Below are 23,866 nucleotides of genomic sequence, written 5' to 3'. Positions count from 1 at the left end.
AATTATGATAATAGATACCAAAGAAATAAAGATTGAAAATTATGATATTTTCACGTACCGAAGAATCAGGCGGGCAATTGGTTATCTGGGATTTTTGCTGCCTGTATTTTTGGTTGGATTTTCTTTAATTTCTTTTTTTCAAACCAAAATCCAGCCTTCTGTCAGCGATTATTACTATACCAATTTAAGGGAAATTTTTACCGGAACTTTATGTGCTGTAGGTTTATTTTTGATTCGGTATAAAGGACACGGAAATAAATCAATTTTCAAAAATGATAATTTACTGACCAATATTGCCGGAATTATGGCAATTGGTGTGGCGCTGGTTCCTACAAATCCCGAAAGCATTTCACAAAAAATCTATACCATTATTCCATTGACAGAGAAATGGCTCGGCTGGCTCCATTATGGTTTTGCTGCGGTGCTGTTTTTGATATTGGCTTTGCTTGTTATTAATGTTTTTACAATTACTCAGGAAAAATATATCGAAACACCTAAAAGCATTTTAAACGAAAATAATATTTACAGAACCTGTGGTTATATTATTTTGATTTCTATTGTTTTGGTTCCTGTTTCAGAGAGTTTAAAACTTTTTACTTATTCTACTCTCGCCCTTGAAGCGCTGGCTCTTTTTGCATTTGGAACTGCATGGCTTATAAAAGGGCGCGCATTAGGTGATAAGGGTAAAATTGGGCAAAAATTGTATCGGGAAAACAATCCTGTTGATACCGAAAAAGTATTCGAAGAATAATGGCATATTTAAGGTAAATTCTGCTGGTATATTTTTTGGATATTAATCAACTTAACTGTTATCAATTCTAAAATCTATATATCATGAAATTAACTTATTACGGACATTCTTGTTTTTCTGTTTTTGCAAATGGAAAGCATCTTCTCTTCGACCCTTTTATTACGCCAAACGAATTAGCAAAACACATTAATGTGGATGAAATAAAGGCTGATTATATTTTTATTTCGCATGCGCATTACGATCATATTCTGGATGTGGAAAGAATTGCAAAAAACACCGGAGCGAAAGTTCTGGGAAATTTTGAAATTTACAACTGGCTCTTAAAAAACGGAATCGAAAACGCACACCCAATTAATCCGGGCGGAAAATTCAGTTTTGATTTTGGAACTGTAAAATGCGTGATTGCACAGCATCCGAGCAGTTTTATGGATGGAACTTATGGCGGAATTGCAACTGGTTTTGTCCTTACAACTGTCGATGGAAATTTCTATTATAGCGGCGACACAGCATTGACTTTAGACATGAAACTGATTCCGAAATTTACTAAACTTGATTTTGCTATTTTCCCAATTGGCGACGGATTAACAATGGGAATTGAAGAAGCGATTGAAGCTTCAAAACTGGTTGAAGTTGACAAAATATTGGGCGTTCATTATGACACTTTTGGCTTCATCAAAATGGATCATGAAAAAGCTTTAAATGATTTTAAAAATGCAAATCTTAATCTTTATTTGCCTAAAATTGGCGATACAATCGAGATCTAATATTTTCTATATTTCGTAAAAACATCATTTTTTAGCGAAATAAAAATAGAGGTATAATTGCTCAAATCCTGTAAAGGTTTGATTTGTAAATAAAACTTTCAAAGGCATTAAAATTGTTTTAGTAATTCATTATTAACCAAAATTTAAACCAATGAGCACAAAAATAAACGCATCAAATTCAGAAACAAAATTTGCAGAACTTTCTGGTCGAACAATCGCTTACAGATCAATTGGCGAGGGAACTCCAATTATTTTAATTAACCGTTTTAGAGGAATCCTTGACACTTGGGATCCGTTATTTTTAGATCTGCTGGCAGAAAAACATCAGGTTGTTACTTTTGATTATTCGGGAATTGGTTATTCAACAGGAACACTTCCAACAGATATTAAAGAAGTAGCCAAAGATGTAAAAGATCTGGCTGATTTTCTAAAAATCAAAAGCGCCATTTTAATGGGTTGGTCGTATGGTGGATTGGTTACACAAGCCGCAACACACCAATATCCAGAATTGGCTACACATACAATTTTATTAGGAACTGGCCCGATAGGAAAAAGAGTTGTACCGCTGGAACAATCTTTTCTGGATCATGCTTTAAAACCGATAAATGATTTTGAAGATGAAGTTATACTTTTCTTCGAACCAGAATCTGAAGAAAGCAGAAAAGCCGCAAAAGCTTCTCACGACCGAATTGCTCAAAGAATTGATGTCTCTAAAATTCCATCGACTATGGATGTTTTTCAGCTTTATTTTGCCGGAGGCGAAGGCGCTGCCGAAGACAAAGACAATTATAGAGATAAACTGAAAACAACCAAAACACCCATATTAATTATTTCCGGAGATCACGACACTAGTTTTGCTGTAGAAAATTGGTATCCGCTGACCAAACAGCTTCCAACATCACAGTTAATTGTTCTGCCACAAACAGGGCATGCTCCTCAGCATCAAAATATTCCACTGGTAGTAAATTACATCGATAATTTTTTACAGAATACAAAATAGGTTTCCGGAAATTAAATCGATTATAAAGGTTTTAGTCTCAAAAAAGAACTAAAACCTTTTTTTATTTTAGTGCCTTTAGGTTTATTGCCCTTAAAAAAATGTTCGTTAAATTTACATATCCACAAAATCAATACATTATGAGAAAAATAATTGTTTTGTCAATGATTTCGTTAGATGGGGTTATGCAGGCTCCGGGCGGACCAAAAGAGGATAAATCAGACGGATTTAAATTTGGCGGCTGGACAGCACCATTTGGCGATGAAGTTTATAGTAAAGCTGTAGCAAATGAAATAAAACCTGCAGATTATCTTTTAGGGAGAAAAACTTTTGAAATCTGGGAAGATTACTGGCCTAAAAACACAGAATTTTGGCCGGGAATTAATGAAGGTAATAAATATGTTTTCTCTAAAACCAGAAAAAAATCAGATTGGAAAAATTCTAATTTCATCAAAAGTCTGGCCGATATAAAGAAACTTAAAGCTTTAGAAGGTTTGGATATTCAGGTTTGGGGAAGCAGTGAACTTGTTCATTTATTATTGAAAAATGATTTGGTAGATGAACTTAAATTGAAAATTCATCCTTTATTGCTTGGTAAAGGAAAAAAGCTTTTTGACAATACTGCGCATCCATCAGGATTTACTTTAACAGAAAGTACTGTAACTACAACAGGAGTCATTTTAGCCAGTTATAAACGAGCTGGAGAAGTGAAAACAGGAAATGCGGGAGAAACTATTAAATAATTAACCTTATAAAACCAAAATATCAAAAACATTGAAAACAAAAACAATGTACCAGTATTTACTTTTACTATTGTTGCAATCATTTTAGGTGCAGCGCTCTATAAGCAATTCGACTTTGAAACACTAAAATTTGAAAAACCGGCACTGGCAATTGTGTATAGTATTGTTTTTGTGTTTTCAGTTATTGTTTTGATTAAAAATTTTAGAAAAAAACGATCTGAGAAATAACTAAGCTTAAGATTTTTACGTTCCGTTTAAAAGAAAAACTTTAAAAGTAAAAGTTTGTTTACCTGGCTCTCGTCGCTTTTATCAATTTCTCATTACGTTTATCTGCTCTTGAATTTTGTAAAGAAATCACAGCCCAAATTGCAGCAGGAATCCAGCCAATCAAAGTTATCTGCAGAATTAAACAGATAATGGCAGTAAAAATTTTACCTCTCAATAAAAAAGAAAGGGACGGAAAAAATATTGCAATTAGTGTCATCATACTATTATTTATTTATTATTTGACCAAAGTAATTTGATGTATCGATCTCAACTTTCAATATTACAAAGTTTTTCTCGAACCAATAAAAAAAAAGCCTGCAAAATATATTATTTTGCAGGCTTTTTTTATCTAGTGACCGCGGAGGGGACAAAACCCATAAATACTAACAAAATCAAATATTTTAAAATACACTGTAAAATAAGGAACTGTCAAGTTTAATATTTCATAGTGAATCGCAATAATTCATAGTAATACACTTTTGGTTGCACATTGGTTGCACAACATTTTTAATTTAATTAAATTTGATTATTCAAATATCAATTTATGGCAACGCTCAAATTTATACTTCGCTCGAAAAACGACAACTCAAATATTTTTGTTCGTTACTCAATTAATCGAGAAACACGTTTAATAAAGAAAACAGGTTTTATAATTGATGCTAAAGATTGGAATGAAGAAAAAGCAATACCAATTCAAAGAGGACAAGAATTAAAAACGTTAAAAATAAAACTTGAAAAACTTGCCGTTTTTATAAATGATGCCTATAATAATGGTGTGAGTGCTGGAATAGATTTTACAAATGATTGGTTACAATTACAGATCGATTTATTTAATAACAAAATACCCGTTATTGAATTAGACATTTTAACCAACTACATACAAAAATATATTGATGATGCTCCTTACAAACCAAATGCAAAAAAGGAACTTGGTTTAAGTAAAGGACGCGTACAAAACTTAAAGCTCTTTAAAAGAACAATTGAAAAGTATGAAGCTGAGGTTTTAAAGAATAAAAAAATTATCATACGAGATATTAATTTACAATTTGTCGAAAAATATAAAAATTGGCTTTTTAGCAAAGATTATTCGATAAACTACGTAGGAAAGAATATTGCCAACATAACTACAATCTGTATTGACGCGTCAAAAAATGACATTGAAATCTCAACACAAGTAAAAAATATTAAGGGAGTTTCTGAAAGTAGAGAACCCGAAGACATTATTTTTTTAAATGAATCGGAGCAGGAACTAATAAAAAATGCAACCCTTTTAAGAGAATCTCTTATTAATGCGCGCAAATGGCTGTTATTGGGTTGCTTGATTGGGCAACGTGGAGGCGATTTATTAAACATTACTGATAAAAATATAAAAGAGCTAAACGGAATGAAAATAATTGAACTAAAGCAACAAAAAACAGGAAAGCTGGTTGCAATACCGTTATTACCGGAAGCGATAGAAATAATAGAAAGTGGTTTGCCTTATAAAATTTCATTAGTGAGATTTAACGAATACATAAAAGACGTGTGCGAAGAAGCTAAACTAACAGAACCGACAAAAGGACGTGAGAAATTAAAAAATAATCAAGCGACCACAAAAGGAACGTTCCCAAAGTATAAAGTTATTAGCTCGCACGTTTGTCGTCGTTCATTTGCTACTAACTTTTATGGCAGAATACCAACCCCCGTTTTAATGAACATAACCGCTCACGGTTCTGAGCGAATGTTTTTATCCTACATCGGGAAAACAACATACGACAACGCTTACCAAATGTTAGAATATTTTAGTAAATTAACCCCTAAAGAAAAAACGCCCATTTTGGACGTTGTACATAAATCACAGGCAAAATGATTTTAGAATTAACTAGAGAAAATTTACAAAGTTTCGGATTGAGTGAAGAACACATTAATGATCTTTACAACACCAAAAGTTCATACCACTTGGAGTGCAACGAGGGAAAATTTTATGCAAGCAAACCCGAAAACAAACTTTACACTGAGAATGATTTTTACAGAAAAATTTATCTCAAAGATGATAATTTAAGATTCCCTTTTCATTGTCCTGATTTAGTACCTGAATATTATGAATTGGCACGTTTAAAATTCCTAGAAAATCAGCACAAAGAATTAGGAGCTCTTTTTAATAAAATTGAACAAACCAAAAATTTTATTGAAAAGCAGATTGAACAAAATAACACTATTCAAAGTTCTTTTTTAGCTAAAGAAATTAAAATGAGATTATACTTAAATGTAAATCCGAATAAAGGTATTGAAATCTGTAAGGCTTACAACTCTTTTCTAGCAAAAAAATTAACTGAACATCAATCTGATAGCGAAGAAATAGAAGAAATAAATATTGAAAAATATCTTAAATCTTACAGACATCACTTTTTTAGCAACGTTATAAATAAACGTGTTGATGGTATTGAGAATCCACTTTTTTATCACAATGCAACTGTTTCCGTTTTAAATCAGCAAAATGATAATTTAAAAAACAATAAAAGCCTAAACGAAACTCAAAATTTATTAAGCACGTATAATAAATATTTATTTTCCCTTATAAATGATGTTACTCAATTATACAAAGCAATAAATACCTACAAAGACACTAACAGCATATCGCTAATTACTGTAATTAACATCAAGACAGATGTTGTAAAAAACAATTTGGAAGAAATTAAAAAATTCGGAAAGACAATAACTTACAATGAGCGAATTGATGATAACATACAAATCGCTATTAAAATTAGAGACTATTATGTTTTCATTTTTAATGATTGGATTGATGTATTGAAAAATAAAATCGGAATTGATGTTTATAAAAGTCCATTAAAAAAAGAGTTCAAAGAGTTAGAAAAAGCTCTAAATAAAAAAATAGAGTTAAGTAAAATAAAAATGCTAAGTGATTTAAATCAGCGTCGGCAAGATGCCACGAGCAAAAACTATTTAATCAACAAGAAAGAAACCTTTGAAATAATAAAAAATGCTGAGGAAATGGCAATTCAAGGAATAGAATACTCTTTTGAAATGGATTTGCATTCAATCAAAACAAAATCAATAAATGATGATCATTATAATCAATTATTTGAAGCCTACACTAAAGGCATAATAATTCAGTATGGAGAACTAGCAAACATTTATAAAGCTTCAAATGATTCATTCGATTATATTCGAACAAAAAGTAAAAACCAATTGACAGATAGTGATCGCATAGAGCTAACCGTAGTTGCTTTTGCTGGATTACTATCCGAGAATAATCAAACCAAAAAACAAAAAGAAATTCAAAATCAATTCGATGATCTTTTTAACATTGTTTACGAAACTAAAACATTACAATTAAAGGATGAAATGATTCGTAAGGCGATAGATTTAACAGAAAATGAAAAAAATTCAAAAGACAATGTTTCTATTTTAGAAAGCACTCTTAAAACAGAAGATACTTATTTGGGACAACCGACCAACACAAAAGGAAATCAATTTTTTGAATTTCTCGTTGAAAATTACAGACCTTCACAAAAAACTACTGTAAAATATGTAAACATCCTTCATTTCTTAAAAAAAGATGCTGATAAAAAGAGTTTTATTTTTAATTTAAAACAAGAAGAATACAAACTTTTGATAAAAACAAGAATAGGAATTGAAATAAAGAAATTCGCAAAATCAGAAAGATATGACGAGGTAGAAAAACCTATTCTATTCGCACTTGAAAACAGTTTTTTAAAATTATAGCTTATGTAAAATTCAAAGAACTATACATACCATTTTTATACCATAAAAATACTATTTATACCCATTGAAAACCCCTTAAAACACTCAATATCATTGTGATTCACTTTAAATGAATTCACAATGAATCAAATTTTTTTAAATGGCATTTCTATTCAAGAACTAGCCGAAGCAATTGCACCACTTTTACAACCACAAATGGTTGAACAATTACCAATCGTTAAAGAGTTTCTTAATCGAAGAGAAGCTTGCGAAATTTTAGGAATAAATTTTACAAGTTTATGGAAACATACGAAATCGGGCAAACTAAAATCCTACGGAATCGGAAACCGCGTTTTATACAAACGTAGTGAAGTATTAGAAGCCGTTAAACCTATTAATTCATAATCTTATGAATAATAGTAATCAATCACAGGCGAGCGGTTTAAGCAACTTAAACAACGCCACGGACAAAAGCTATGCTAATCAAAAAACTTACTATTTTAACTACCTAAAAAAGCACGTTGCAACAAATTCAATGGTAACGGCTAAAACAGGAATTCCACAAAAGAATTTAACTCGTTTTAAAAGGCAATTTGAAAAAGAGGGTTTACTTTTCGAAGTCTTCAAAGGTTTGTGTAAAAAAACCAAACACCGAGCAACTTATTTAACAACGAGCATAGAATTACTTTTAAAATACAAAGTTTAGGCAATGGACACGGCTACAAAACAAGCCGTGCCAAGAACCTATATTTCTGAATGGATTAAGTTAGATTTTTTCAATACTTCTAATTTAAAATATGACATACAGCACCGTATTTCAAATAATACTCAAGCCGTTTTTTTTGATGCCTTAAATAATATTAAAGGCGACAATAAAAACGGTAGCGGTATTCCGTTTTCAGAAATTACACTTTTGGCAATGGCTTATTTTTATTCTGAAATTTTCAAGGATAAAATAAAAGATAGTTACTATACAATTGAAATGGTAAAAGGCTTTTTAGATGCGAATAATCTAACTCAATACACAGCCATACATGAAATTGATGTTAAATATTATAAATTAAATGATGCTTTTTTATTTAAACATTGCTGGCTAATTATACAATGTGCCTGGTTTTTTAATTCTGAACATTTCGGACATCATCAACACATCGACTATTTAAATCATTACATAGAAACAGGAAGAAAATTACCAACTCAAGAATACAAATACGATCCTATTTATTTAGACAAAAAATATAATGACATTGAAAAGTCAATAAAAAAGAAAACTATAAACGGATTTACTTTAGTTAGTCAATGGTATTACAGTATTTTGCTTTTAGTATGTAAAGAACTAAAACTATCCGTCACACACTTTAACTGCAATATAAATGACAATAGAGAGTTTAGCTCATTACCGCAAACCTCAAGACAATTAAGAAGCCTCACACCTTTTAAATTAATTGAGTGTGATATTAAAAGCGCATTCCCTACTTTCTTAGATATTGAAACAGGATCAAACTTAAAAGACTTGGTTTACAACAACCTAATGAAAGCAAAAAGTATAACGCGTGGTGAAGCAAAGATTTTATTCAATAAAATGTGCAACAGTGGCAACTATAAAAGCAAAGAGCAAACAACAGAGTTCTTTTTGTCTTGTGGTTATACAGCGGAACAATGTGCGATCATTTTAGAATTAACTCATCATCCTACGATTAAGTTTTATTCGTTTATGACAGAACAAGAAAGCAACGCAATTAAGAATTTTATTTTTATAAACAATTTGCAACGCGCAACGAGGTTACACGATGCAGTACTTTTTATTGATGACAAAGTAAAACCAACAATATTAAAAATTGAACCAAATTGCGATTTTGGTTATAAAGAACTAAACAGACCAGCCTATAAAGAAAGTTTTGGATTATCTGACAAGCGAATACCTTACGAATACATTAGCAGTATACCACAAGGTTTAACCTTAATAGACAGAACTGAACCAACCAAAAAAGGCGAGGTAAAAGGTGAAGCAAATGGTTTTAAGTTTTATAACGATAAGTTCCCGTATACAAGCGCGGGATTTAATTTAAATGACTATCAAACAACTTACCTGCAGTTTCTCCGTAGACTACACGCAATGTTAAGTACTTTACAATGTTTAAATAGAAGAAAAACAAATCGTGATACGGTTTATAAAATATTGCAACACATTCGTGCAAATAGTCAATACATTTTTAATGTAAAATCAGTGTATTTAAGAGTTATTAAATTTAAATACAATCCAGCTTTAATATTAATTAAGGAACGTAATTACACAATAACAGAGCAAATGAGTTTTAAAAAAAGAGGCGACTTTAACAAAGCGAAATATGATGCTTTAAAAAAAGTTAATAATCAAAATAACTTCAAAGAACTCTTTTGCTTAATTGAAGAACGCATAACAATTGAAGATTATAATTACATAAACCCAATTAATCAAAATGGAGCACGAAAGAACAATTTACTCGTTTTTGCAATCATTCAAAAATTTAATTTATTATGTACAGGATTACAGCGCGCACGACGAAAACAAGTTAAGAATGAAACTCTTTATAACACTTCTATAAAGAGCATACTTTTTAAGTCGTTATCGTTAAAACAACAACAACAAAATGCTTTTTTAAAGAAGAAAATAAAAGCCTACGAAAAATCATTAATAAAGTTTAATGAATTAGTCAACAATAGAATTATTACCAAACAATTGCTATTAATACTATGTGACATTTCAGGACAAGCCACTGAATTAGAAATTAAAAGAGATTTAGAAGTCATTAAAAACTTAAAAGCCGATTTGATTAAATCAGTTAGTGACAAAAATTTTGATAGTGTTGAAGCTGGAGCTATTGAATTTGATTTAAGATACATGACAATATTAAAACAGGAAATTGTACCTATTTCAAATTTGAGCAATGTATTTGATACTGATATTAGTAAAAGCATTTTTAATAATACTACCATTGAAGACGCTTACAGCCGAGGCGAAGTATTTTTCAAAGAATATTGTAATTTTCATAAAATTGACTTTAAAGAAAAACTCGTTTTAAAACAAGTAAAACCAAAAGGAAAATTTAGTTTTCCACAGCTAGACTTTCCTCTAGATTAAGAAAGTATGGAAAACCGTATTTAAGTTTAAATAGAAAAGACTAGATTTGAAGATTATAAATTTTAAAGGAAAAATGAAAATGAAAAAAATATTACTAAGCTTTATTTTATTATCAGCAGTAAACAGTTTTTGTCAAGAAAGCGTAAAAGCTACTTATGAAAATATTACAAATTCAAAAGAACGTCCTAAATTTGACAATGACATAACTGAATATATTGCAAAAGATGGATCAAGCTATAAAGTTGGTGACATATTAACAATCGGAATTCCTACTAAGAATAATGTCTTTGCTTTTATCTCAACGGGAGATGGAATAATGATGCCTCTTGTTCCTGCTACTATATCACTTAGTGGACAAAAAACCGAGATTATTAAATTTAAAATATTAGGGACAAAAAAAGCAGGATTTACAATATGGTTAAAAACAAAAAGTTCAATTGGAATCAACAACTTCAATATTGATTTTGAAAATGCGATTGCAAACCAAGAGATTGTGTCTTATGGAATGACAAGCGACCAAGCTTTGTCAGAGCTAAAAAAAGCAAAAGATAAATATGAACTAGAACTAATAACAAAAGAGCAGTACGATTTAAAGAAAGCTGAATTATCAAAATTTATTAAGTAATATACATAACCTGATAAAATTAATTTCAACGAAGAACTCGCTTTACAAATTTCAAACTAAATCATTGACGATGAAAAATTTTCTAATTATCATATTGTTTTTAATTTCCATTAATGTTTTAGCACAAGAAAAATTAAAAGTTGCAAATGAAACAGAGGTTTATGATGAAAACGGAAAACTTTTTAAATATTACGGACACGGTGCAACCTTAGACTTAATCAAATTACATGAAGATTATGCAGAGGTCGAAATTGATTGCAATATCTACAAAGTACAATCTAAATTTTATACAAAGCAACCCAAAAAACAAGTAACATTAGGAATGACTAACTATGATGTTGTAAAAATACTTGGACAACCTGACGACACTTCTACTTTTCAAAGTTACAACGGAATATCTCGGATTTATATTTACGGTAAAACTTATTATCATTTTGACGATGATAAGTTAACTGCAATCAATAGTTACTAAATGAGAAAGGCGAACCATAAGGAACGCCTTTTTTTATTCAAACAGTCCAACCACAGGCAAGCAGTAAACATATCAAAATTAAGCATTAAAAGGCACTTTATCAATCTAAATTAGTTAAAAGTAGTATCGTTGTTTATGTAGAATCAGGATTTGCACTGATACCATTTAGCAAATATTTCCCTATCTGTTCGCGCGAGATAAAAGGAGACCATTACGCGCGCGTATTGTTTTACTTTTCTTCTCTATGCCAAAATACCTAAAAGTTCGTGCCTATCTGTTCGCGTGTAATTTATAGGTATCTGTTCACAAGTGAAATCCTTTTTATATCGTTCATTTCGTCCGATTCAATTTGAAAAAATTTGATTAATCAATTTTTTTTTCAAAATCAAAACAATACGCGCGCGCGTACAGGTAGTGTAATTAATAATTTTTGGCAGTGATAGACGAAATCAAAATTGAGTTTTTGTACCCGTAAAAAAGAAGAAACAAATATGCAACTATCTGTTCGCACGTATTACCTTTTCTCTTAATCTTTAGTTAACTGAATTAAACTAAAAAAAAGGTTTTATGAAACCGTTTACAACTTAGTTGCACGCTGGTTGCACAAAACCTTTGTAAACACCAATAAATTAGCATTTATAGTGACCGCGGAGGGGTTCGAACCCCCAACCCTCAGAGCCGAAATCTGATATTCTATCCAGTTGAACTACGCGGTCATTTTATTTTAGATTTATGACTTTAGAATTCCGATTCAATCTAAAATCTGAACTCTAAAATCTAAAATTTTTTACGAAAGTAATTTTTTCACAATTGTAGAAATAGTTTTTCCTTCAGCAGTTCCGCCTAATTGAGCAGAAGCTAATCCCATAACTTTACCCATTGAAGCAATTCCTGAAGCTCCAGTTTCAGCGATAATTTTTGCAACTACAGCTTCTACTTCTTCTTCGCTTAACTGCGCTGGTAAAAATTTCTCGATTACAGCAACCTGAGCCAATTCTGGTTCTGCTAAATCTGGACGGTTTTGTTCTGTAAAAATTCTTGCGCTTTCTTTACGAGTTTTAACTAATCTTTGAAGTAATTTAATTTCATCGTCTTCTGATAATTCTTCTTTAGATCCAGAAGCTGTTGAAGCTAATAATAATTCAGATTTAATTGCTCTTAAAGATTCTAATGCTACTGTATCTTTTGCTTTCATGGCAGTTTTAATCTCTTCCATGATTTGTGTTTGTAAACTCATCTTTTATTTTTTTTATTTGAATAAGCTAATGCTTATAAATTGATCTATTAATTAGGTGTTTTTTTTATTTTAACTAGTATTTCTAATTTGTCAGGCTGAGCGAAGTCGAAGCCCTTTCCGACAAAAAGCCCTTCGACTTCGCTCAGGGTGACAATATTGTCTTTAAAATACTAATTTAAAAGTCAAATTTCTAAATTCTGTGCGAAGATAAAAAAAATAACCCGAAAATTAAATCCAATTTTCGGGCTATCCTAATATTATGATTGTAAAATTAATCTACGTTGTCGTGCAAAAATGAATTGTTTGAACGCAATTGCAAATCGTTGTTACTATCTGTTCCAACCGAAATTCTGGAATTTGTATTGTTTGATTGAGAATTCGATAAATCGATTCCTAATCTTTTGTAAGCCGGCTCTTTTTCCAACTCATCGATTCTTGAAACGTTATTGTGGAATTTATAATTAAATTCTTTTAGTTTCTTTCTTCTTTCTTCAGCTCTTAAACGAAGTGTTTCTTCAATTGTTAATTCTAATGGAGAAACTTCTGAAGTTGTTGTAAAATCAGGCTGACTTGCAAAATCAACTCTTGGTTTCAAAGTAATGTTCAATTCCTCAGGAACTGTATCTTCAATCACTTTTTCAACTGGTTTAGAAGCTGTTAATTCATTTTCAACTTCCATATATTCTTCTAACGAATATTTGATAATTCCGTTATCAGAAAGTTCTGTTACCGGAACAAATGAAACTGGATCGTTTACTTTAATGTTACGAGTTTCGTTTGTTAACTCAAACATGATTTTATTTTCCTGCTCTGCTGCCGGCTCTCTTTTCACTTCTGGCTCAGACTTGAAAAGCGGTAAATCAAATGAAAAAGTAGTTTGTTCTTCTCTTTCAAAAGTTCTTTGCTGCTGTACAGGTTTCACTTCCTGAACAACTGCTGCCGGAGTTGAAATTTTAAAATCAATATCAGTAATTGGTGAAACGATTTCAAAAGTCACATCAAGGTTTTTAATAAACTCAGACATCACTACCAATTCTTCCTGATTAATTGTTGGCGTTGTTACCGGCGCAACTGGAGTTTGAATTACGGGAGCAACCGTATCTTCCATTAAATCAAAAACTACTTTATCTTCTGTTTTTGCAATAGGTGTCTCTGCATTTAAATCAAAAGAAGTAAGCGGTCTGTTTGTTAAATTGTGAACACTTCTTTGCTCATCTTCTAACGTGTGAATGATTTTTTTAGGCTCCGTATTAACGATTTCGTTTTGTTGTTCAACATCAAAACCAGTAGCAATAATAGTTACTGCAATAGCTTCACCAAGGGTTTCGTCTTCACCAACTCCCATGATAATATTAGCATTATAACCTGCTTCTGCCTGAATGTGATCATTGATTTCTCCGATTTCGTCAAGCGTTATTTCGTTAGATCCAGAAACGATAAGCAACAATACGTTTTTGGCTCCTGTAATTTTATTGTCATTTAATAAAGGTGAATCCAAGGCAGATACGATAGCATCTTTTGCTCTGTTTTCTCCTTCTGCCACAGCAGATCCCATAATAGCCGTTCCGCTGTTTGCCAAAACTGTTTTAGCATCGCGTAAATCGATATTTTGAGTATAGTGGTGCGTAATTACTTCAGCAATACCTCTAGAGGCTGTTGCTAAAACTTCATCTGCTTTTGAGAATCCTGCTTTGAAACCAAGATTTCCGTAAACTTCTCTTAATTTATTATTGTTAATTACGATTAAAGAGTCAACTTGTTTACGTAATTTTTCGATTCCCAATAAAGCTTGCTCCTGGCGTACTTTCCCTTCAAACTGAAACGGAATTGTCACGATACCTACTGTAAGGATCTCTCTTTCTTTTGCTAATTGTGCGATAACTGGTGCAGCACCTGTTCCGGTTCCTCCACCCATACCTGCGGTAATAAATACCATTTTAGTACCACGGTCTAACATTTTTTCAATGTCAGCGATACTTTCAATAGCAGACTGTTGTCCTACATCAGGATTTGCTCCTGCTCCTAAACCTTCTGTTAAATTCATACCTAACTGAATTTTGTTAGGTACTGAACTATTTTGCAATGCTTGTGAATCGGTATTACATACGATAAAATCTACACCTTTAATCCCTTGTTTAAACATGTGGTTAATCGCGTTACTACCACCTCCACCTACACCTATTACTTTGATTACATTTGATTGGTTTTTCGGTAAATCAAATGAAATACTTCCAAATTCTGAGTTGCTCATCATCTTTTTGGTTTTTTGAAATTCTTATTTAGTACATTTTTTACTTCTTGACTTGGGGCAAAAAGTAATCCTTTTCTCTTTTTATTCGGCTTATATTTACTCAGCGTTGTCTAAAAAATCTTTGATTTTATCGACATATCTATCAAAAAATGATCGTCTTATTTTTGTTTCTGTAGATTCTGCAGCAACCTTTGTCGTTTTCACTTCTCTTGGTTCTTCAAAAGTTTCTACTTGTTCAACGTAGTTTTCTTCAACTTCGTATCGCTGCACCGGCGGAGGAACATTTCTATAAACAACTTTTGGCTGTTCATTTACAACTTCCATTCTAATTGCGCTTTGTGTGCTGTTTTCAATGCTGTTCATTACTAATCCAACAGCGGTTGCAAATAACGGACTAGAAATTTCTTCGCTTGAGTTTCCAGCTAAATGCTCGTTTGGATATCCAATTCTGGTATCCATCCCAGTAATATACTCTACTAATTGTTTAATATGTTTTAGCTGAGCTCCACCACCTGTAAGAACGATTCCTGCAATTAATTTTTTGCGGGGATCTTCGTGTCCGTAAGCTTTTATTTCTGCGAAAACCTGTTCTACAATTTCCACAACACGGGCGTGAATAATTTTAGATAAGTTTTTAAGCGAAATCTCTTTTGGCTCTCTTCCTCTTAAACCTGGAATAGAAACAATTTCGTTGTCTTTATTTTCTCCCGGCCATGCTGATCCGAATTTTATTTTTAAAAGCTCTGCTTGTTTTTCGATAATCGAACAGCCTTCTTTAATATCATCTGTAATTACATTTCCTCCAAAAGGGATTACAGCGGTATGGCGAATAATTCCGTCTTTAAAAATGGCTAAATCTGTAGTTCCGCCACCAATATCGATAAGCGCAACTCCAGCTTCTTTTTCTTCCTGACTTAAAACGGCATCTGCCGAAGCTAATGGTTCTAATGTCAATCCTGATAATTCGATTCCTGAACTCTGAATACATCTTCCAACATTTCTGATTGAAGAAGCCTGTCCTACTACAACGTGAAAACTAGATTCTAATCTTCCGCCGTACATCCCGATTGGCTCTTTTATTTCAGACTGTCCGTCGATTTTAAATTCCTGCGGCAGAACGTGAATAATTTCTTCTCCCGGTAACATTGCCAGTTTATTTACCTGATCGATTAAAAGCTGAATATCTTTTTCGCCAATTACTTCTTCCGGATTATTACGGCTGATGTAATCTGTATGCTGAATACTTCTGATGTGCTGTCCGGCGATACCCACCACAACATCTTTTATTTTGTAACCTGAATTATTTTCTGCTTCAAGTATTGCTTGCTGAATCGATTGAATAGTCTGCGTAATGTTGTTAACAACACCTCTTGCAACACCTAAACTTTTGGATTTCCCAATACCCAAAATTTCAAGTTTACCATATTCGTTCTTCTTGCCTATCATGGCAACTATTTTTGTCGTTCCAATATCTAGACCTACTGCAATATTATCTTTTTCCATCTTCTATTATTTTGTGCAAACTACTTGTTCCGTAAACCTAAGGTCAATCTTGCTGTATTTATATAACGAACTATCTAAAACTGCTTTTTGAAAAAACGCTTTATAGTTTCTAAATTTTTTATCAACATTCATTGTACGACCAAAATCTATGAAGTAATCATAGTTTCGGTTAAACATTTTTAGGCTGCCATTAGGCATAATTTGTATCGCAATGATGTTTTTTTTCAAAAACGCATCGTCGTAAATTGTGCGAAATAAAGCAGCTAAATCTTCGTTATTTTTTTCATTTATTGCCCCTGAAACAAGAGGAACTCGCGCCGTAAAATTATCTGACAAGGGCATTTTATTTCCCTCATAGTCAATATAAAAAGAGCGATCACCATCATAAACTCGCGCTATTGGTGTCTTCTGTTTTACTACCGCTTTTAGAACACCGTCGATACTTACAAAAACATCTGACTTTTCAATCATGTCTTGCGTATCAAGGTTTTTTTCTATCTTATTCAAATCTACTTCATCTTTTCTAATACTGGAAGCGTCCCTTTTATTTTCTATCAACAATTTATTAACCGTTTCCGGTTTTACAAAAAGCGTATTTTCTCCTACAAAAACGACCATAGATTTTTTCAATTTTCTATCTCCGTTTCGGTGTTGTGCGAAAGAATATAAAAAAAGAACAAGCCCTAAAATGAGTACTAATCGAATATTTGTCCAATTAAATATTTTCATTTAGCATTTTTTTAATTGACGGTACCATTTCACCAATATCACCAGCTCCTATTGTTACAATTATTGGCGCATCACTGGCTTTGATCTGCGCTAATAGATCTTCTTTTGCAACAATTTTTTTGTTCGAATTGGTCATTTTCTCCAACAGCCACGGCGATGTAATCCCTTCCATCGGTAATTCGCGTGCCGGATAAATATCCATTAAAAACACTTCGTCAAACTGAGATAAGCTTTCGGCAAATCCGTCAGCAAAATCTCTTGTTCTGCTGAACAAATGCGGCTGGAAAATTGCCAAAACTTTACGTCCCGGATACAATTCCCTAACTGCTTGATGAACAGCATTTATTTCTGTTGGATGATGTGCATAATCATCTATATAAACTAATTTTTCAGATTTAATCTGATACGAAAAACGTCTTCTGATTCCGTTAAACGAGGCAATAGCTTTTGCGATAGCATCGGTTGGGGTACCATAAGTTTTTGCCATCGCAATAGCCATTAACCCATTCATAAGATTGTGTTTTCCTGGCAGTCCAAAATGAAGGTCTTTTATAATTTCTGATGGTGTCTGCACATCAAAAACATAACTTCCGTCTTCAATTCGAACATTGTATGCTTTGTATACAGCATCTTCATTTATAGCACATTGAACTCCGTCAAGAGGCAATTCTTTGGTTATAAACAATTTGCTTTTATCTTCAACTTTAGAAGCAAACTCCACAAACGAAGCCTCAATAGCATCACTTGTTCCGTAAATATCCAAATGATCTGCATCCATTGAAGTCACGCAGGCAATATTTGGATGTAAATGCAGGAACGAACGATCAAATTCGTCAGCTTCTACAACGGTTACCGTTTTTCCGGTTCCAATTAAATTAGAATTATAATTCTCTACAATGCCGCCCACAAATGCCGTAACATCTGCGCCGCTTTCATATAAAATATGTCCTAAAATACTTGACGTTGTTGTTTTACCGTGTGTTCCGGCAACTGCAAAACTAAAAGTGTCTTTGGTGATAATCCCTAAAACCTCGGCACGCTTTTTAATTTCGTAATTTCTTTCGATAAAATAATTCCATTCTGAATGTGTTTTTGGAACTGCAGGTGTAAAAATTACCAGCGTATTCTCCACATAATAATCAGACGGAATTAAACTAATATTGTCTTCAAAATGAATATCAATACCACTTTCAATTAATTCACTTGTCAGCATTGACGGTGTTTTATCGTAACCTGAAACTTGTTTCCCGATATATTTAAAATAGCGGGCCAAGGCACTCATTCCGATTCCTCCGATGCCAATAAAATAAACGTTTTGTATTTGATTTAAATTCATTTCAATTTTTACTTTAAGCATTATGTTTTAGGCTTTAAGCCATAAAACTTTACTCTTTAAATTCTATTTTTCAAAACTCGTTTACTGCTTTTAATTTCATAAAAAACTAATAATTAAGTCTTTGTATTTTTCTTCTTCTTATTTGACCAAATTGCCTAAAAATAACATTGCGCAATTCGCTGAATGTTTCATAATTTTTGTAAAAAGTTATATTATAACAACTTTTTAATTTCTTCTACAATTACTTTTGTCGCATCTGGTTTTGCCAGTTTTTTAATATTTGCGCTTAATTGTTTTTGTTTTCCATCATCTTTCAGCAGCGCTTCAAAAACAATGCTAAACTCGCTGTCTAGTTCAGTTTCTTTCAACAAAATGGCACCTTTAGCCTCGACAATCGCCTGTGCGTTTTTTGTTTGATGATCTTCAGCAACATTTGGAGACGGAATAAAAATTACCGGTTTCCCCACAATGCATAATTCTGAAACTGATGACGCGCCTGCTCTTGAAATAATTACATCTGCGGCAGCGTAAACAAAATCCATTCTTTCAATAAAATCAACTACTCTTACGTTTTGCTGATTGTGTTTTTTATAATCTTCAAAATATAATTTTCCGCACTGCCAGATGATCTGAACATCTTGCGAAAGAAAATTTTGCAATTCTTTTTCAATTAACTGATTGATTCTTCTTGCGCCTAAACTTCCGCCCAGAACCAGCAATGTTTTTTTATTTGGATCTAAACCATAAAAAGCAATTGCTTCGTCGCGTTTATCATCAATATCAATTAAATCCTGACGAACCGGATTCCCTGTCAAAACGATTTTATCTTTTGGAAAAAATCGCTCTAAATTTTCATAGGCCACACAAATTGCATTTGCTTTTTTGCTTAGCAGCTTGTTTGTAATTCCCGGAAAAGAATTCTGTTCCTGAATTACAGTTGGAATCCCTGCCGATCCTGCTGCTTGTAATAATGGTCCGCTGGCAAAACCTCCAGTTCCTATTACTACATTTGGTTTAAATTGTTTGATGATTCTTCTTGATTCTAACAAACTTGTTGCTAATTTTAGAGGAAACATCATATTCTGCAAGGTTAATTTTCTTTGCAATCCGGCAATCCAAAGACCTTTTATTTCGTAACCTGCCTGAGGTACTTTTTGCATTTCCATTTTATCTTTGGCACCTACAAAAAGAAATTCAGCATCAGGGAATTGTAATTTTAATTCATTTGCAATAGCAATTGCAGGATAAATATGCCCTCCTGTTCCGCCTCCGCTTAATATGAATTTATACTTTGTCATATCTCGTAATAGTTATCGTTAAACTATTTATCCTTTATTATTTGTTTAAAACTGCATTCATCGGATTTTTTGAATTATCCTGAATAGAATACATCGCTTCTTCTTCGTAAATTTCTTCTCTTTCATCAACCGGCAGATCTTCTTCTGCCAATTCTTTATCTATTAATCGTTGAAGCGCTTCTTTTCTTCTTTCTTTTTCTTCTTGTTCTTCGGCGATTTCTTCCTCTTTCTTAGTTACGCTAATAATTATTCCAAGTGAGAAACAAGTCATCCAGATGGAACTTCCTCCAGAACTTATCAACGGAAGCGTCTGTCCTGTTACCGGCAGTAATTCTACTGCAACAGCCATATTAATCATGGCCTGAAATATCATCGGAAATCCGAGACCGACGACGACTAGTTTTCCGAATAATGTATTGGCTTTATGTGACGCAATCACAAATCGGAACAATAACAATAAATACAGCACCAATATCGAAACTCCGCCTACTAAACCATATTCTTCTACTACAATCGCGTAAATAAAATCCGAAGATGATTGTGGTAAAAAATTCTTCTGAACGCTTTTTCCCGGCCCTAATCCGCCTAATCTTCCAGATGCGATTGCAATTTTTGCTTTTTCAATTTGATAATCATCTTCGTCTGGCTTATCTGTGGTAAAGTTCATAATACGACTTTCCCATGTTGATACCCTGCTAAAGAATCTTGATTCTGGAAATGCTTTTGCTACCAATAAGAAAAAGGCTAACATCGCAATTCCTGAGCCAATGATAAAGGCAATATATTTTAATGGATATTTACCAATAAATGTCAGCATCATTACCATGGCAAAAATCAACGCTGTGGTCGAAAAGTTGGCTGGTAATATTAATGCCAAAGTGATAAATACCGGAACCCAAAGCTGAACAAATGAGGTTTGAAACGGCTCATTTTCTTCTTTGGTTTTCGACAAATAACGGGCTACGTAAATAAATAATACGCTTGCCGCTAATGTTGATGTTTGAAACGTGATTCCAATGAACGGTACCTGAATCCAACGACTTGCATTTGCTCCTGCAATTACAGTTCCTTTCAACAATGTGTATAATAACAACAACCAAACCACCGGAAGTGCAATTTTTGAAATTGCTCTAAAATAATGATACGGTACTTTGTGAACCCAGTAAATAATCAAAAAACCGATACAAACGTGTGCCAAATGTTTTACCAGATAACCCAATGTGTTTCCGGTTCCATGACCGATATACGCCAGATTACTACTCGCACTAAAAACAGGCATAAACGAAAACAATGCCAATAGGGCCACGAATGACCATATTACCCTATCTCCTTTTAGTTTGTTTACTAGTTCTTTCATTGTTGTTTTGTTTCAGGTTTCTTTTGTTTCAGGTTTCCTGTTTCAGCTTCGAACTTGAAACCTGAAACATGAAACTTTAAACTATTTTCTACAAGTTATGTACCGCTTGTTTGAATTGTTTTCCACGATCTTCGTAGTTTTCGAATAAATCGAAACTTGCGCAGGCTGGAGACAATAAAACGGCATCGCCTTTTTCAGTTAATTTTTGAGCTGTTTTTACAGCGTCGCTCATATTATTCACTTCAACCATAATATCAACAACATCACCAAAAGCATTAATAATTTTATGGTTATCAACTCCAAGGCATATAATGGCTTTTACTTTTTCACGAACCAATGGCATTAATTCGTTGTAATCATTTCCTTTATCAACTCCTCCAACAATCCAAACAGTTGGTACATTCATGCTGTCTAATGCAAAGAAAGTAGCGTTTACGTTTGTTGCTTTTGAATCGTTGATGTATTGTACATTCTGGATTTTTAATACTTTCTCTAAACGGTGTTCAACACCTTGAAAATTAGATAAACTTTCGCGTATTGTTGCGTTTCTAATTTGCATCAATTTTGCTACAGAGCTTGCTGCCATTGCGTTTTTCATATTATGTTTTCCTTCTAACGCAATGTATTCTGTTTCCATTGTAAACTCTTCTTGGTTGATCTTTATTTCCATTTTGTTGTTATTTATAGAAGCTCCTTCGTCAAAACTTTTTGTCAGAGAAAAAGGAATTAATTTTGCTTTTGTTTTGTTATTTTTTAACCATTCTGCGCTTGCCTCGTCATCTGCATCGTAAATGAGATAATCGCTTTCGGTTTGGTTCATTGTTATTCGGAACTTCGAATTGATATAATTTTGATATTTATATTCGTATCGATCTAAATGATCCGGGCTGATGTTTGTTATTATCGCTATATCCGGCCTATATTCTATTATTCCGTCTAACTGAAAACTGCTTAATTCAAGAACGTATGCGTCGTATTTATTTTCGGCTACCTGCCAGGCAAAACTCTTTCCTATATTTCCTCCCAAACCTACATTGAGCCCAGCCGATTTAAGCAAATGATACGTGAGCATTGTGGTGGTGGTTTTACCATTACTTCCGGTAATTCCAACTGTCATTGCTTCTGTATAAGGAGCGGCAAATTCGATTTCTGAAATCACTTTAACCCCTTTTTCAATCAACTTTTTAACTATTGGAGATTTATCTGGAATTCCCGGACTTTTCATTACCAAATCAGCATTCAGAATCAAATCTTCGGTATGCTGTTCTTCTTCCCAGGCAATTTTATTAATGATAAGAACTTCTTTATAGCTTTCTTTTATCTTTCCAAAATCCGATACAAAAACATCGTATCCCTTTTTTTTACCCAGGATCGCGGTTCCAACACCGCTTTCTCCTCCACCTAATACCACTAATCTCATCTATCTTAATTTTAGGGTAACAATTGATAAAATGGCTAACATTACGGCAACAATCCAGAAACGGGTCACAATTTTACTTTCGTGATATCCTTTTTTCTGATAATGATGATGTAACGGCGACATCAGGAAAATTCTTCGGCCTTCGCCAAAACGTTTTTTAGTATATTTAAAATAAGTCACCTGAATAATTACTGAAGCACTTTCGGCAAGGAAAATTCCACAGAATAAAACAATCAATATTTCTTTACGAACTGCAATGGCTAAAACGGCAATGATTCCTCCAATGGTCAAACTTCCTGTATCTCCCATAAATACGGACGCCGGAAATGAATTGTACCAAAGAAATCCAATTAAAGCTCCAACAAAGGCCGATATAAAGACGGTCATTTCCCCCGAATTGGGTATGTACATTATATTGAGATAGTTTGAGAAAATGATATTTCCCGAAACAAACGTAAATATTCCGAGTGCGAGTACCGAGACTGCGGAGGTTCCGGCCGCTAGACCATCGATTCCATCTGTTAAATTGGCTCCGTTTGAAACTGCTGTGATGATAAAAATTACAACTGGAATAAATACTAACCAAGCCCATTTTTCATATCCATCACCCATAAATGACAAAACTTCGGCATAATCAAACTCATTATTTTTTACGAAAGGAATAGTGGTTGCTGTCGATTTTTCTTCAATTGGCGCCGGCAAAACTACCGTTGTACTCACATTTGATTTAAAAACATCTGTACGTCCTGTATCTGTTCTTACCGTCACGGCTGGATTAAAATATAGAACTGCTCCAACAATTATCCCAAGACCAACCTGACCAATTACTTTGAAAATTCCTTTTAGTCCTTGTTTGTCTTTTTTGAATATTTTGATATAATCGTCAACAAAACCAATAGTTCCCATCCATAACGTAGTTACAATAAGCAATACGATATAAATGTTGTGCAATCTTGCAAATAGAAAAACCGGAATTAATGTAGCCAGGATGATGATTAATCCTCCCATTGTTGGCGTACCTGCTTTCTCGTTTTGACCTGCTAAACCAAGTTCTCGAACTGTTTCTCCAACTTGCTGGCGACGCAAAAAGTTAATCACCCTTTTACCATAAATAGTTGACAAAAGCAATGAAAGCAAAAATGCTAAAGCCGATCTAAATGTGATATACTGGAATACTCCTGTTCCTGGTAAATCAAGTGTTTTGTCAAAATATTCAAATAAATAGTATAGCATATTTTTCTATTTTTTAAATTCCAATTTGAAACTCCAAATTCCAATTCTGGCGGTATT

The 23,866-nt window shown here is 33.0% G+C and carries 21 protein-coding genes and 1 tRNA gene; 11 read left to right on the top strand and 11 right to left on the bottom strand.

Annotated features, from left to right (window positions below; genetic code table 11):
* The first annotated feature begins 4 nt into the window (after nucleotides 1–4).
* From J2Y38_RS23235 to J2Y38_RS23220, 4 genes are all read left to right on the top strand, one after another.
* Nucleotides 5–751 carry a hypothetical protein gene (locus J2Y38_RS23235; protein WP_309847443.1) on the top strand — a complete coding sequence of 249 codons (747 nt, stop codon included), beginning with the start codon at nucleotides 5–7 and terminating at the stop codon, nucleotides 749–751.
* Between the two features lie 83 nt (nucleotides 752–834).
* A complete protein-coding gene (locus J2Y38_RS23230; protein WP_309847441.1) occupies nucleotides 835–1,515 on the top strand; it encodes a metal-dependent hydrolase in 681 nt (226 codons plus the stop codon).
* 151 nt (nucleotides 1,516–1,666) lie between these two features.
* Nucleotides 1,667–2,515: an alpha/beta hydrolase gene (locus J2Y38_RS23225; RefSeq protein ID WP_309847438.1), complete on the top strand. Its 849-nt coding sequence runs from the start codon at nucleotides 1,667–1,669 to the stop codon at nucleotides 2,513–2,515.
* A gap of 137 nt (nucleotides 2,516–2,652) precedes the next feature.
* Nucleotides 2,653–3,255, top strand: coding sequence for a dihydrofolate reductase family protein (locus J2Y38_RS23220; RefSeq protein ID WP_309847435.1), 603 nt, complete (start codon nucleotides 2,653–2,655; stop codon nucleotides 3,253–3,255).
* A 286-nt stretch (nucleotides 3,256–3,541) separates the two neighbouring features.
* Here the strand turns inward: J2Y38_RS23220 and J2Y38_RS23215 are convergent, their stop codons facing one another.
* On the bottom strand, nucleotides 3,542–3,742 hold the full coding sequence (locus J2Y38_RS23215; protein WP_205720334.1) for a YqaE/Pmp3 family membrane protein: 201 nt from the start codon (nucleotides 3,740–3,742) through the stop codon (nucleotides 3,542–3,544).
* Between the two features lie 324 nt (nucleotides 3,743–4,066).
* Between J2Y38_RS23215 and J2Y38_RS23210 the strand changes: the two genes are divergently transcribed.
* The 7 genes from J2Y38_RS23210 (at nucleotide 4,067) to J2Y38_RS23180 (ending at nucleotide 11,445) form a co-directional block, all read left to right on the top strand.
* The gene (locus J2Y38_RS23210; RefSeq protein ID WP_309847432.1) at nucleotides 4,067–5,371 is read left to right on the top strand and encodes a phage integrase SAM-like domain-containing protein; all 1,305 of its coding nucleotides are present in this window, start codon (nucleotides 4,067–4,069) and stop codon (nucleotides 5,369–5,371) included.
* A complete protein-coding gene (locus J2Y38_RS23205) occupies nucleotides 5,368–7,248 on the top strand; it encodes a hypothetical protein (RefSeq protein ID WP_309847429.1) in 1,881 nt (626 codons plus the stop codon). The genes J2Y38_RS23210 and J2Y38_RS23205 overlap by 4 nt, the downstream gene beginning before the upstream one ends.
* A 120-nt stretch (nucleotides 7,249–7,368) precedes the next feature.
* Nucleotides 7,369–7,632, top strand: coding sequence for a helix-turn-helix domain-containing protein (locus tag J2Y38_RS23200; protein WP_309847426.1), 264 nt, complete (start codon nucleotides 7,369–7,371; stop codon nucleotides 7,630–7,632).
* Between the two features lie 4 nt (nucleotides 7,633–7,636).
* Entirely contained in the window at nucleotides 7,637–7,933 is a 297-nt protein-coding gene (locus J2Y38_RS23195) for a hypothetical protein (protein ID WP_309847423.1), read from the top strand.
* Between the two features lie 213 nt (nucleotides 7,934–8,146).
* Nucleotides 8,147–10,348 carry a hypothetical protein gene (locus J2Y38_RS23190; protein WP_309847421.1) on the top strand — a complete coding sequence of 734 codons (2,202 nt, stop codon included), beginning with the start codon at nucleotides 8,147–8,149 and terminating at the stop codon, nucleotides 10,346–10,348.
* Nucleotides 10,349–10,427: 79 nt separating this feature from the next.
* Nucleotides 10,428–10,973 carry a hypothetical protein gene (locus J2Y38_RS23185; protein WP_309847417.1) on the top strand — a complete coding sequence of 182 codons (546 nt, stop codon included), beginning with the start codon at nucleotides 10,428–10,430 and terminating at the stop codon, nucleotides 10,971–10,973.
* A 70-nt stretch (nucleotides 10,974–11,043) separates the two neighbouring features.
* Nucleotides 11,044–11,445 (top strand): hypothetical protein, encoded by a 402-nt coding sequence (locus tag J2Y38_RS23180; RefSeq protein ID WP_309847414.1) that lies wholly within the window; start codon nucleotides 11,044–11,046, stop codon nucleotides 11,443–11,445.
* 642 nt (nucleotides 11,446–12,087) lie between these two features.
* Here J2Y38_RS23180 and J2Y38_RS23175 read toward each other — a convergent pair.
* The 10 genes from J2Y38_RS23175 to mraY form a co-directional block, all read right to left on the bottom strand.
* Nucleotides 12,088–12,161 (bottom strand) — tRNA-Arg (locus J2Y38_RS23175).
* 71 nt (nucleotides 12,162–12,232) lie between these two features.
* Nucleotides 12,233–12,682, bottom strand: coding sequence for a GatB/YqeY domain-containing protein (locus tag J2Y38_RS23170; RefSeq protein WP_056204850.1), 450 nt, complete (start codon nucleotides 12,680–12,682; stop codon nucleotides 12,233–12,235).
* A 271-nt stretch (nucleotides 12,683–12,953) separates the two neighbouring features.
* Nucleotides 12,954–14,936: a cell division protein FtsZ gene (ftsZ, locus tag J2Y38_RS23165; protein WP_309847410.1), complete on the bottom strand. Its 1,983-nt coding sequence runs from the start codon at nucleotides 14,934–14,936 to the stop codon at nucleotides 12,954–12,956.
* 93 nt (nucleotides 14,937–15,029) lie between these two features.
* Nucleotides 15,030–16,436, bottom strand: coding sequence for a cell division protein FtsA (ftsA, locus tag J2Y38_RS23160; protein ID WP_053472098.1), 1,407 nt, complete (start codon nucleotides 16,434–16,436; stop codon nucleotides 15,030–15,032).
* Between the two features lie 6 nt (nucleotides 16,437–16,442).
* Nucleotides 16,443–17,165: a cell division protein FtsQ/DivIB gene (locus J2Y38_RS23155; protein ID WP_056204843.1), complete on the bottom strand. Its 723-nt coding sequence runs from the start codon at nucleotides 17,163–17,165 to the stop codon at nucleotides 16,443–16,445.
* Nucleotides 17,152–18,501 carry a UDP-N-acetylmuramate--L-alanine ligase gene (gene murC, locus J2Y38_RS23150; protein WP_309847592.1) on the bottom strand — a complete coding sequence of 450 codons (1,350 nt, stop codon included), beginning with the start codon at nucleotides 18,499–18,501 and terminating at the stop codon, nucleotides 17,152–17,154. Before murC ends, J2Y38_RS23155 begins: the two co-directional genes overlap by 14 nt.
* A gap of 212 nt (nucleotides 18,502–18,713) precedes the next feature.
* Nucleotides 18,714–19,799: an undecaprenyldiphospho-muramoylpentapeptide beta-N-acetylglucosaminyltransferase gene (murG, locus tag J2Y38_RS23145; protein ID WP_309847407.1), complete on the bottom strand. Its 1,086-nt coding sequence runs from the start codon at nucleotides 19,797–19,799 to the stop codon at nucleotides 18,714–18,716.
* A gap of 37 nt (nucleotides 19,800–19,836) precedes the next feature.
* On the bottom strand, nucleotides 19,837–21,156 hold the full coding sequence (locus J2Y38_RS23140) for an FtsW/RodA/SpoVE family cell cycle protein (RefSeq protein WP_309847405.1): 1,320 nt from the start codon (nucleotides 21,154–21,156) through the stop codon (nucleotides 19,837–19,839).
* Nucleotides 21,157–21,244: 88 nt separating this feature from the next.
* Nucleotides 21,245–22,576, bottom strand: coding sequence for a UDP-N-acetylmuramoyl-L-alanine--D-glutamate ligase (gene murD / locus J2Y38_RS23135; protein WP_309847404.1), 1,332 nt, complete (start codon nucleotides 22,574–22,576; stop codon nucleotides 21,245–21,247).
* Complete coding sequence (gene mraY, locus J2Y38_RS23130; protein ID WP_309847401.1) at nucleotides 22,577–23,809, bottom strand: phospho-N-acetylmuramoyl-pentapeptide-transferase; 1,233 nt, start codon at nucleotides 23,807–23,809, stop codon at nucleotides 22,577–22,579.
* Nucleotides 23,810–23,866: the final 57 nt, after the last annotated feature.

Origin of the sequence: Flavobacterium sp. 2755 (assembly GCF_031455715.1) — a bacterium.
Lineage (GTDB): Bacteria > Bacteroidota > Bacteroidia > Flavobacteriales > Flavobacteriaceae > Flavobacterium.
This window is presented reverse-complemented; position numbering and strand designations above follow the sequence as displayed.

What these genes read in the sequence shown, in the direction of transcription:
- J2Y38_RS23235 (WP_309847443.1), top strand. Translation starts at nt 5, where the DNA reads ATGATAATAGATACCAAAGAAATAAAGATTGAAAATTATGATATTTTC.
- J2Y38_RS23230 (WP_309847441.1), top strand. Translation starts at nt 835, where the DNA reads ATGAAATTAACTTATTACGGACATTCTTGTTTTTCTGTTTTTGCAAAT.
- J2Y38_RS23225 (WP_309847438.1), top strand. Translation starts at nt 1,667, where the DNA reads ATGAGCACAAAAATAAACGCATCAAATTCAGAAACAAAATTTGCAGAA.
- J2Y38_RS23220 (WP_309847435.1), top strand. Translation starts at nt 2,653, where the DNA reads ATGAGAAAAATAATTGTTTTGTCAATGATTTCGTTAGATGGGGTTATG.
- J2Y38_RS23215 (WP_205720334.1), bottom strand. Translation starts at nt 3,742, where the DNA reads ATGATGACACTAATTGCAATATTTTTTCCGTCCCTTTCTTTTTTATTG.
- J2Y38_RS23210 (WP_309847432.1), top strand. Translation starts at nt 4,067, where the DNA reads ATGGCAACGCTCAAATTTATACTTCGCTCGAAAAACGACAACTCAAAT.
- J2Y38_RS23205 (WP_309847429.1), top strand. Translation starts at nt 5,368, where the DNA reads ATGATTTTAGAATTAACTAGAGAAAATTTACAAAGTTTCGGATTGAGT.
- J2Y38_RS23200 (WP_309847426.1), top strand. Translation starts at nt 7,369, where the DNA reads ATGAATCAAATTTTTTTAAATGGCATTTCTATTCAAGAACTAGCCGAA.
- J2Y38_RS23195 (WP_309847423.1), top strand. Translation starts at nt 7,637, where the DNA reads ATGAATAATAGTAATCAATCACAGGCGAGCGGTTTAAGCAACTTAAAC.
- J2Y38_RS23190 (WP_309847421.1), top strand. Translation starts at nt 8,147, where the DNA reads ATGGCTTATTTTTATTCTGAAATTTTCAAGGATAAAATAAAAGATAGT.
- J2Y38_RS23185 (WP_309847417.1), top strand. Translation starts at nt 10,428, where the DNA reads ATGAAAAAAATATTACTAAGCTTTATTTTATTATCAGCAGTAAACAGT.
- J2Y38_RS23180 (WP_309847414.1), top strand. Translation starts at nt 11,044, where the DNA reads ATGAAAAATTTTCTAATTATCATATTGTTTTTAATTTCCATTAATGTT.
- J2Y38_RS23170 (WP_056204850.1), bottom strand. Translation starts at nt 12,682, where the DNA reads ATGAGTTTACAAACACAAATCATGGAAGAGATTAAAACTGCCATGAAA.
- ftsZ (WP_309847410.1), bottom strand. Translation starts at nt 14,936, where the DNA reads ATGATGAGCAACTCAGAATTTGGAAGTATTTCATTTGATTTACCGAAA.
- ftsA (WP_053472098.1), bottom strand. Translation starts at nt 16,436, where the DNA reads ATGGAAAAAGATAATATTGCAGTAGGTCTAGATATTGGAACGACAAAA.
- J2Y38_RS23155 (WP_056204843.1), bottom strand. Translation starts at nt 17,165, where the DNA reads ATGAAAATATTTAATTGGACAAATATTCGATTAGTACTCATTTTAGGG.
- murC (WP_309847592.1), bottom strand. Translation starts at nt 18,501, where the DNA reads ATGAATTTAAATCAAATACAAAACGTTTATTTTATTGGCATCGGAGGA.
- murG (WP_309847407.1), bottom strand. Translation starts at nt 19,799, where the DNA reads ATGACAAAGTATAAATTCATATTAAGCGGAGGCGGAACAGGAGGGCAT.
- J2Y38_RS23140 (WP_309847405.1), bottom strand. Translation starts at nt 21,156, where the DNA reads ATGAAAGAACTAGTAAACAAACTAAAAGGAGATAGGGTAATATGGTCA.
- murD (WP_309847404.1), bottom strand. Translation starts at nt 22,576, where the DNA reads ATGAGATTAGTGGTATTAGGTGGAGGAGAAAGCGGTGTTGGAACCGCG.
- mraY (WP_309847401.1), bottom strand. Translation starts at nt 23,809, where the DNA reads ATGCTATACTATTTATTTGAATATTTTGACAAAACACTTGATTTACCA.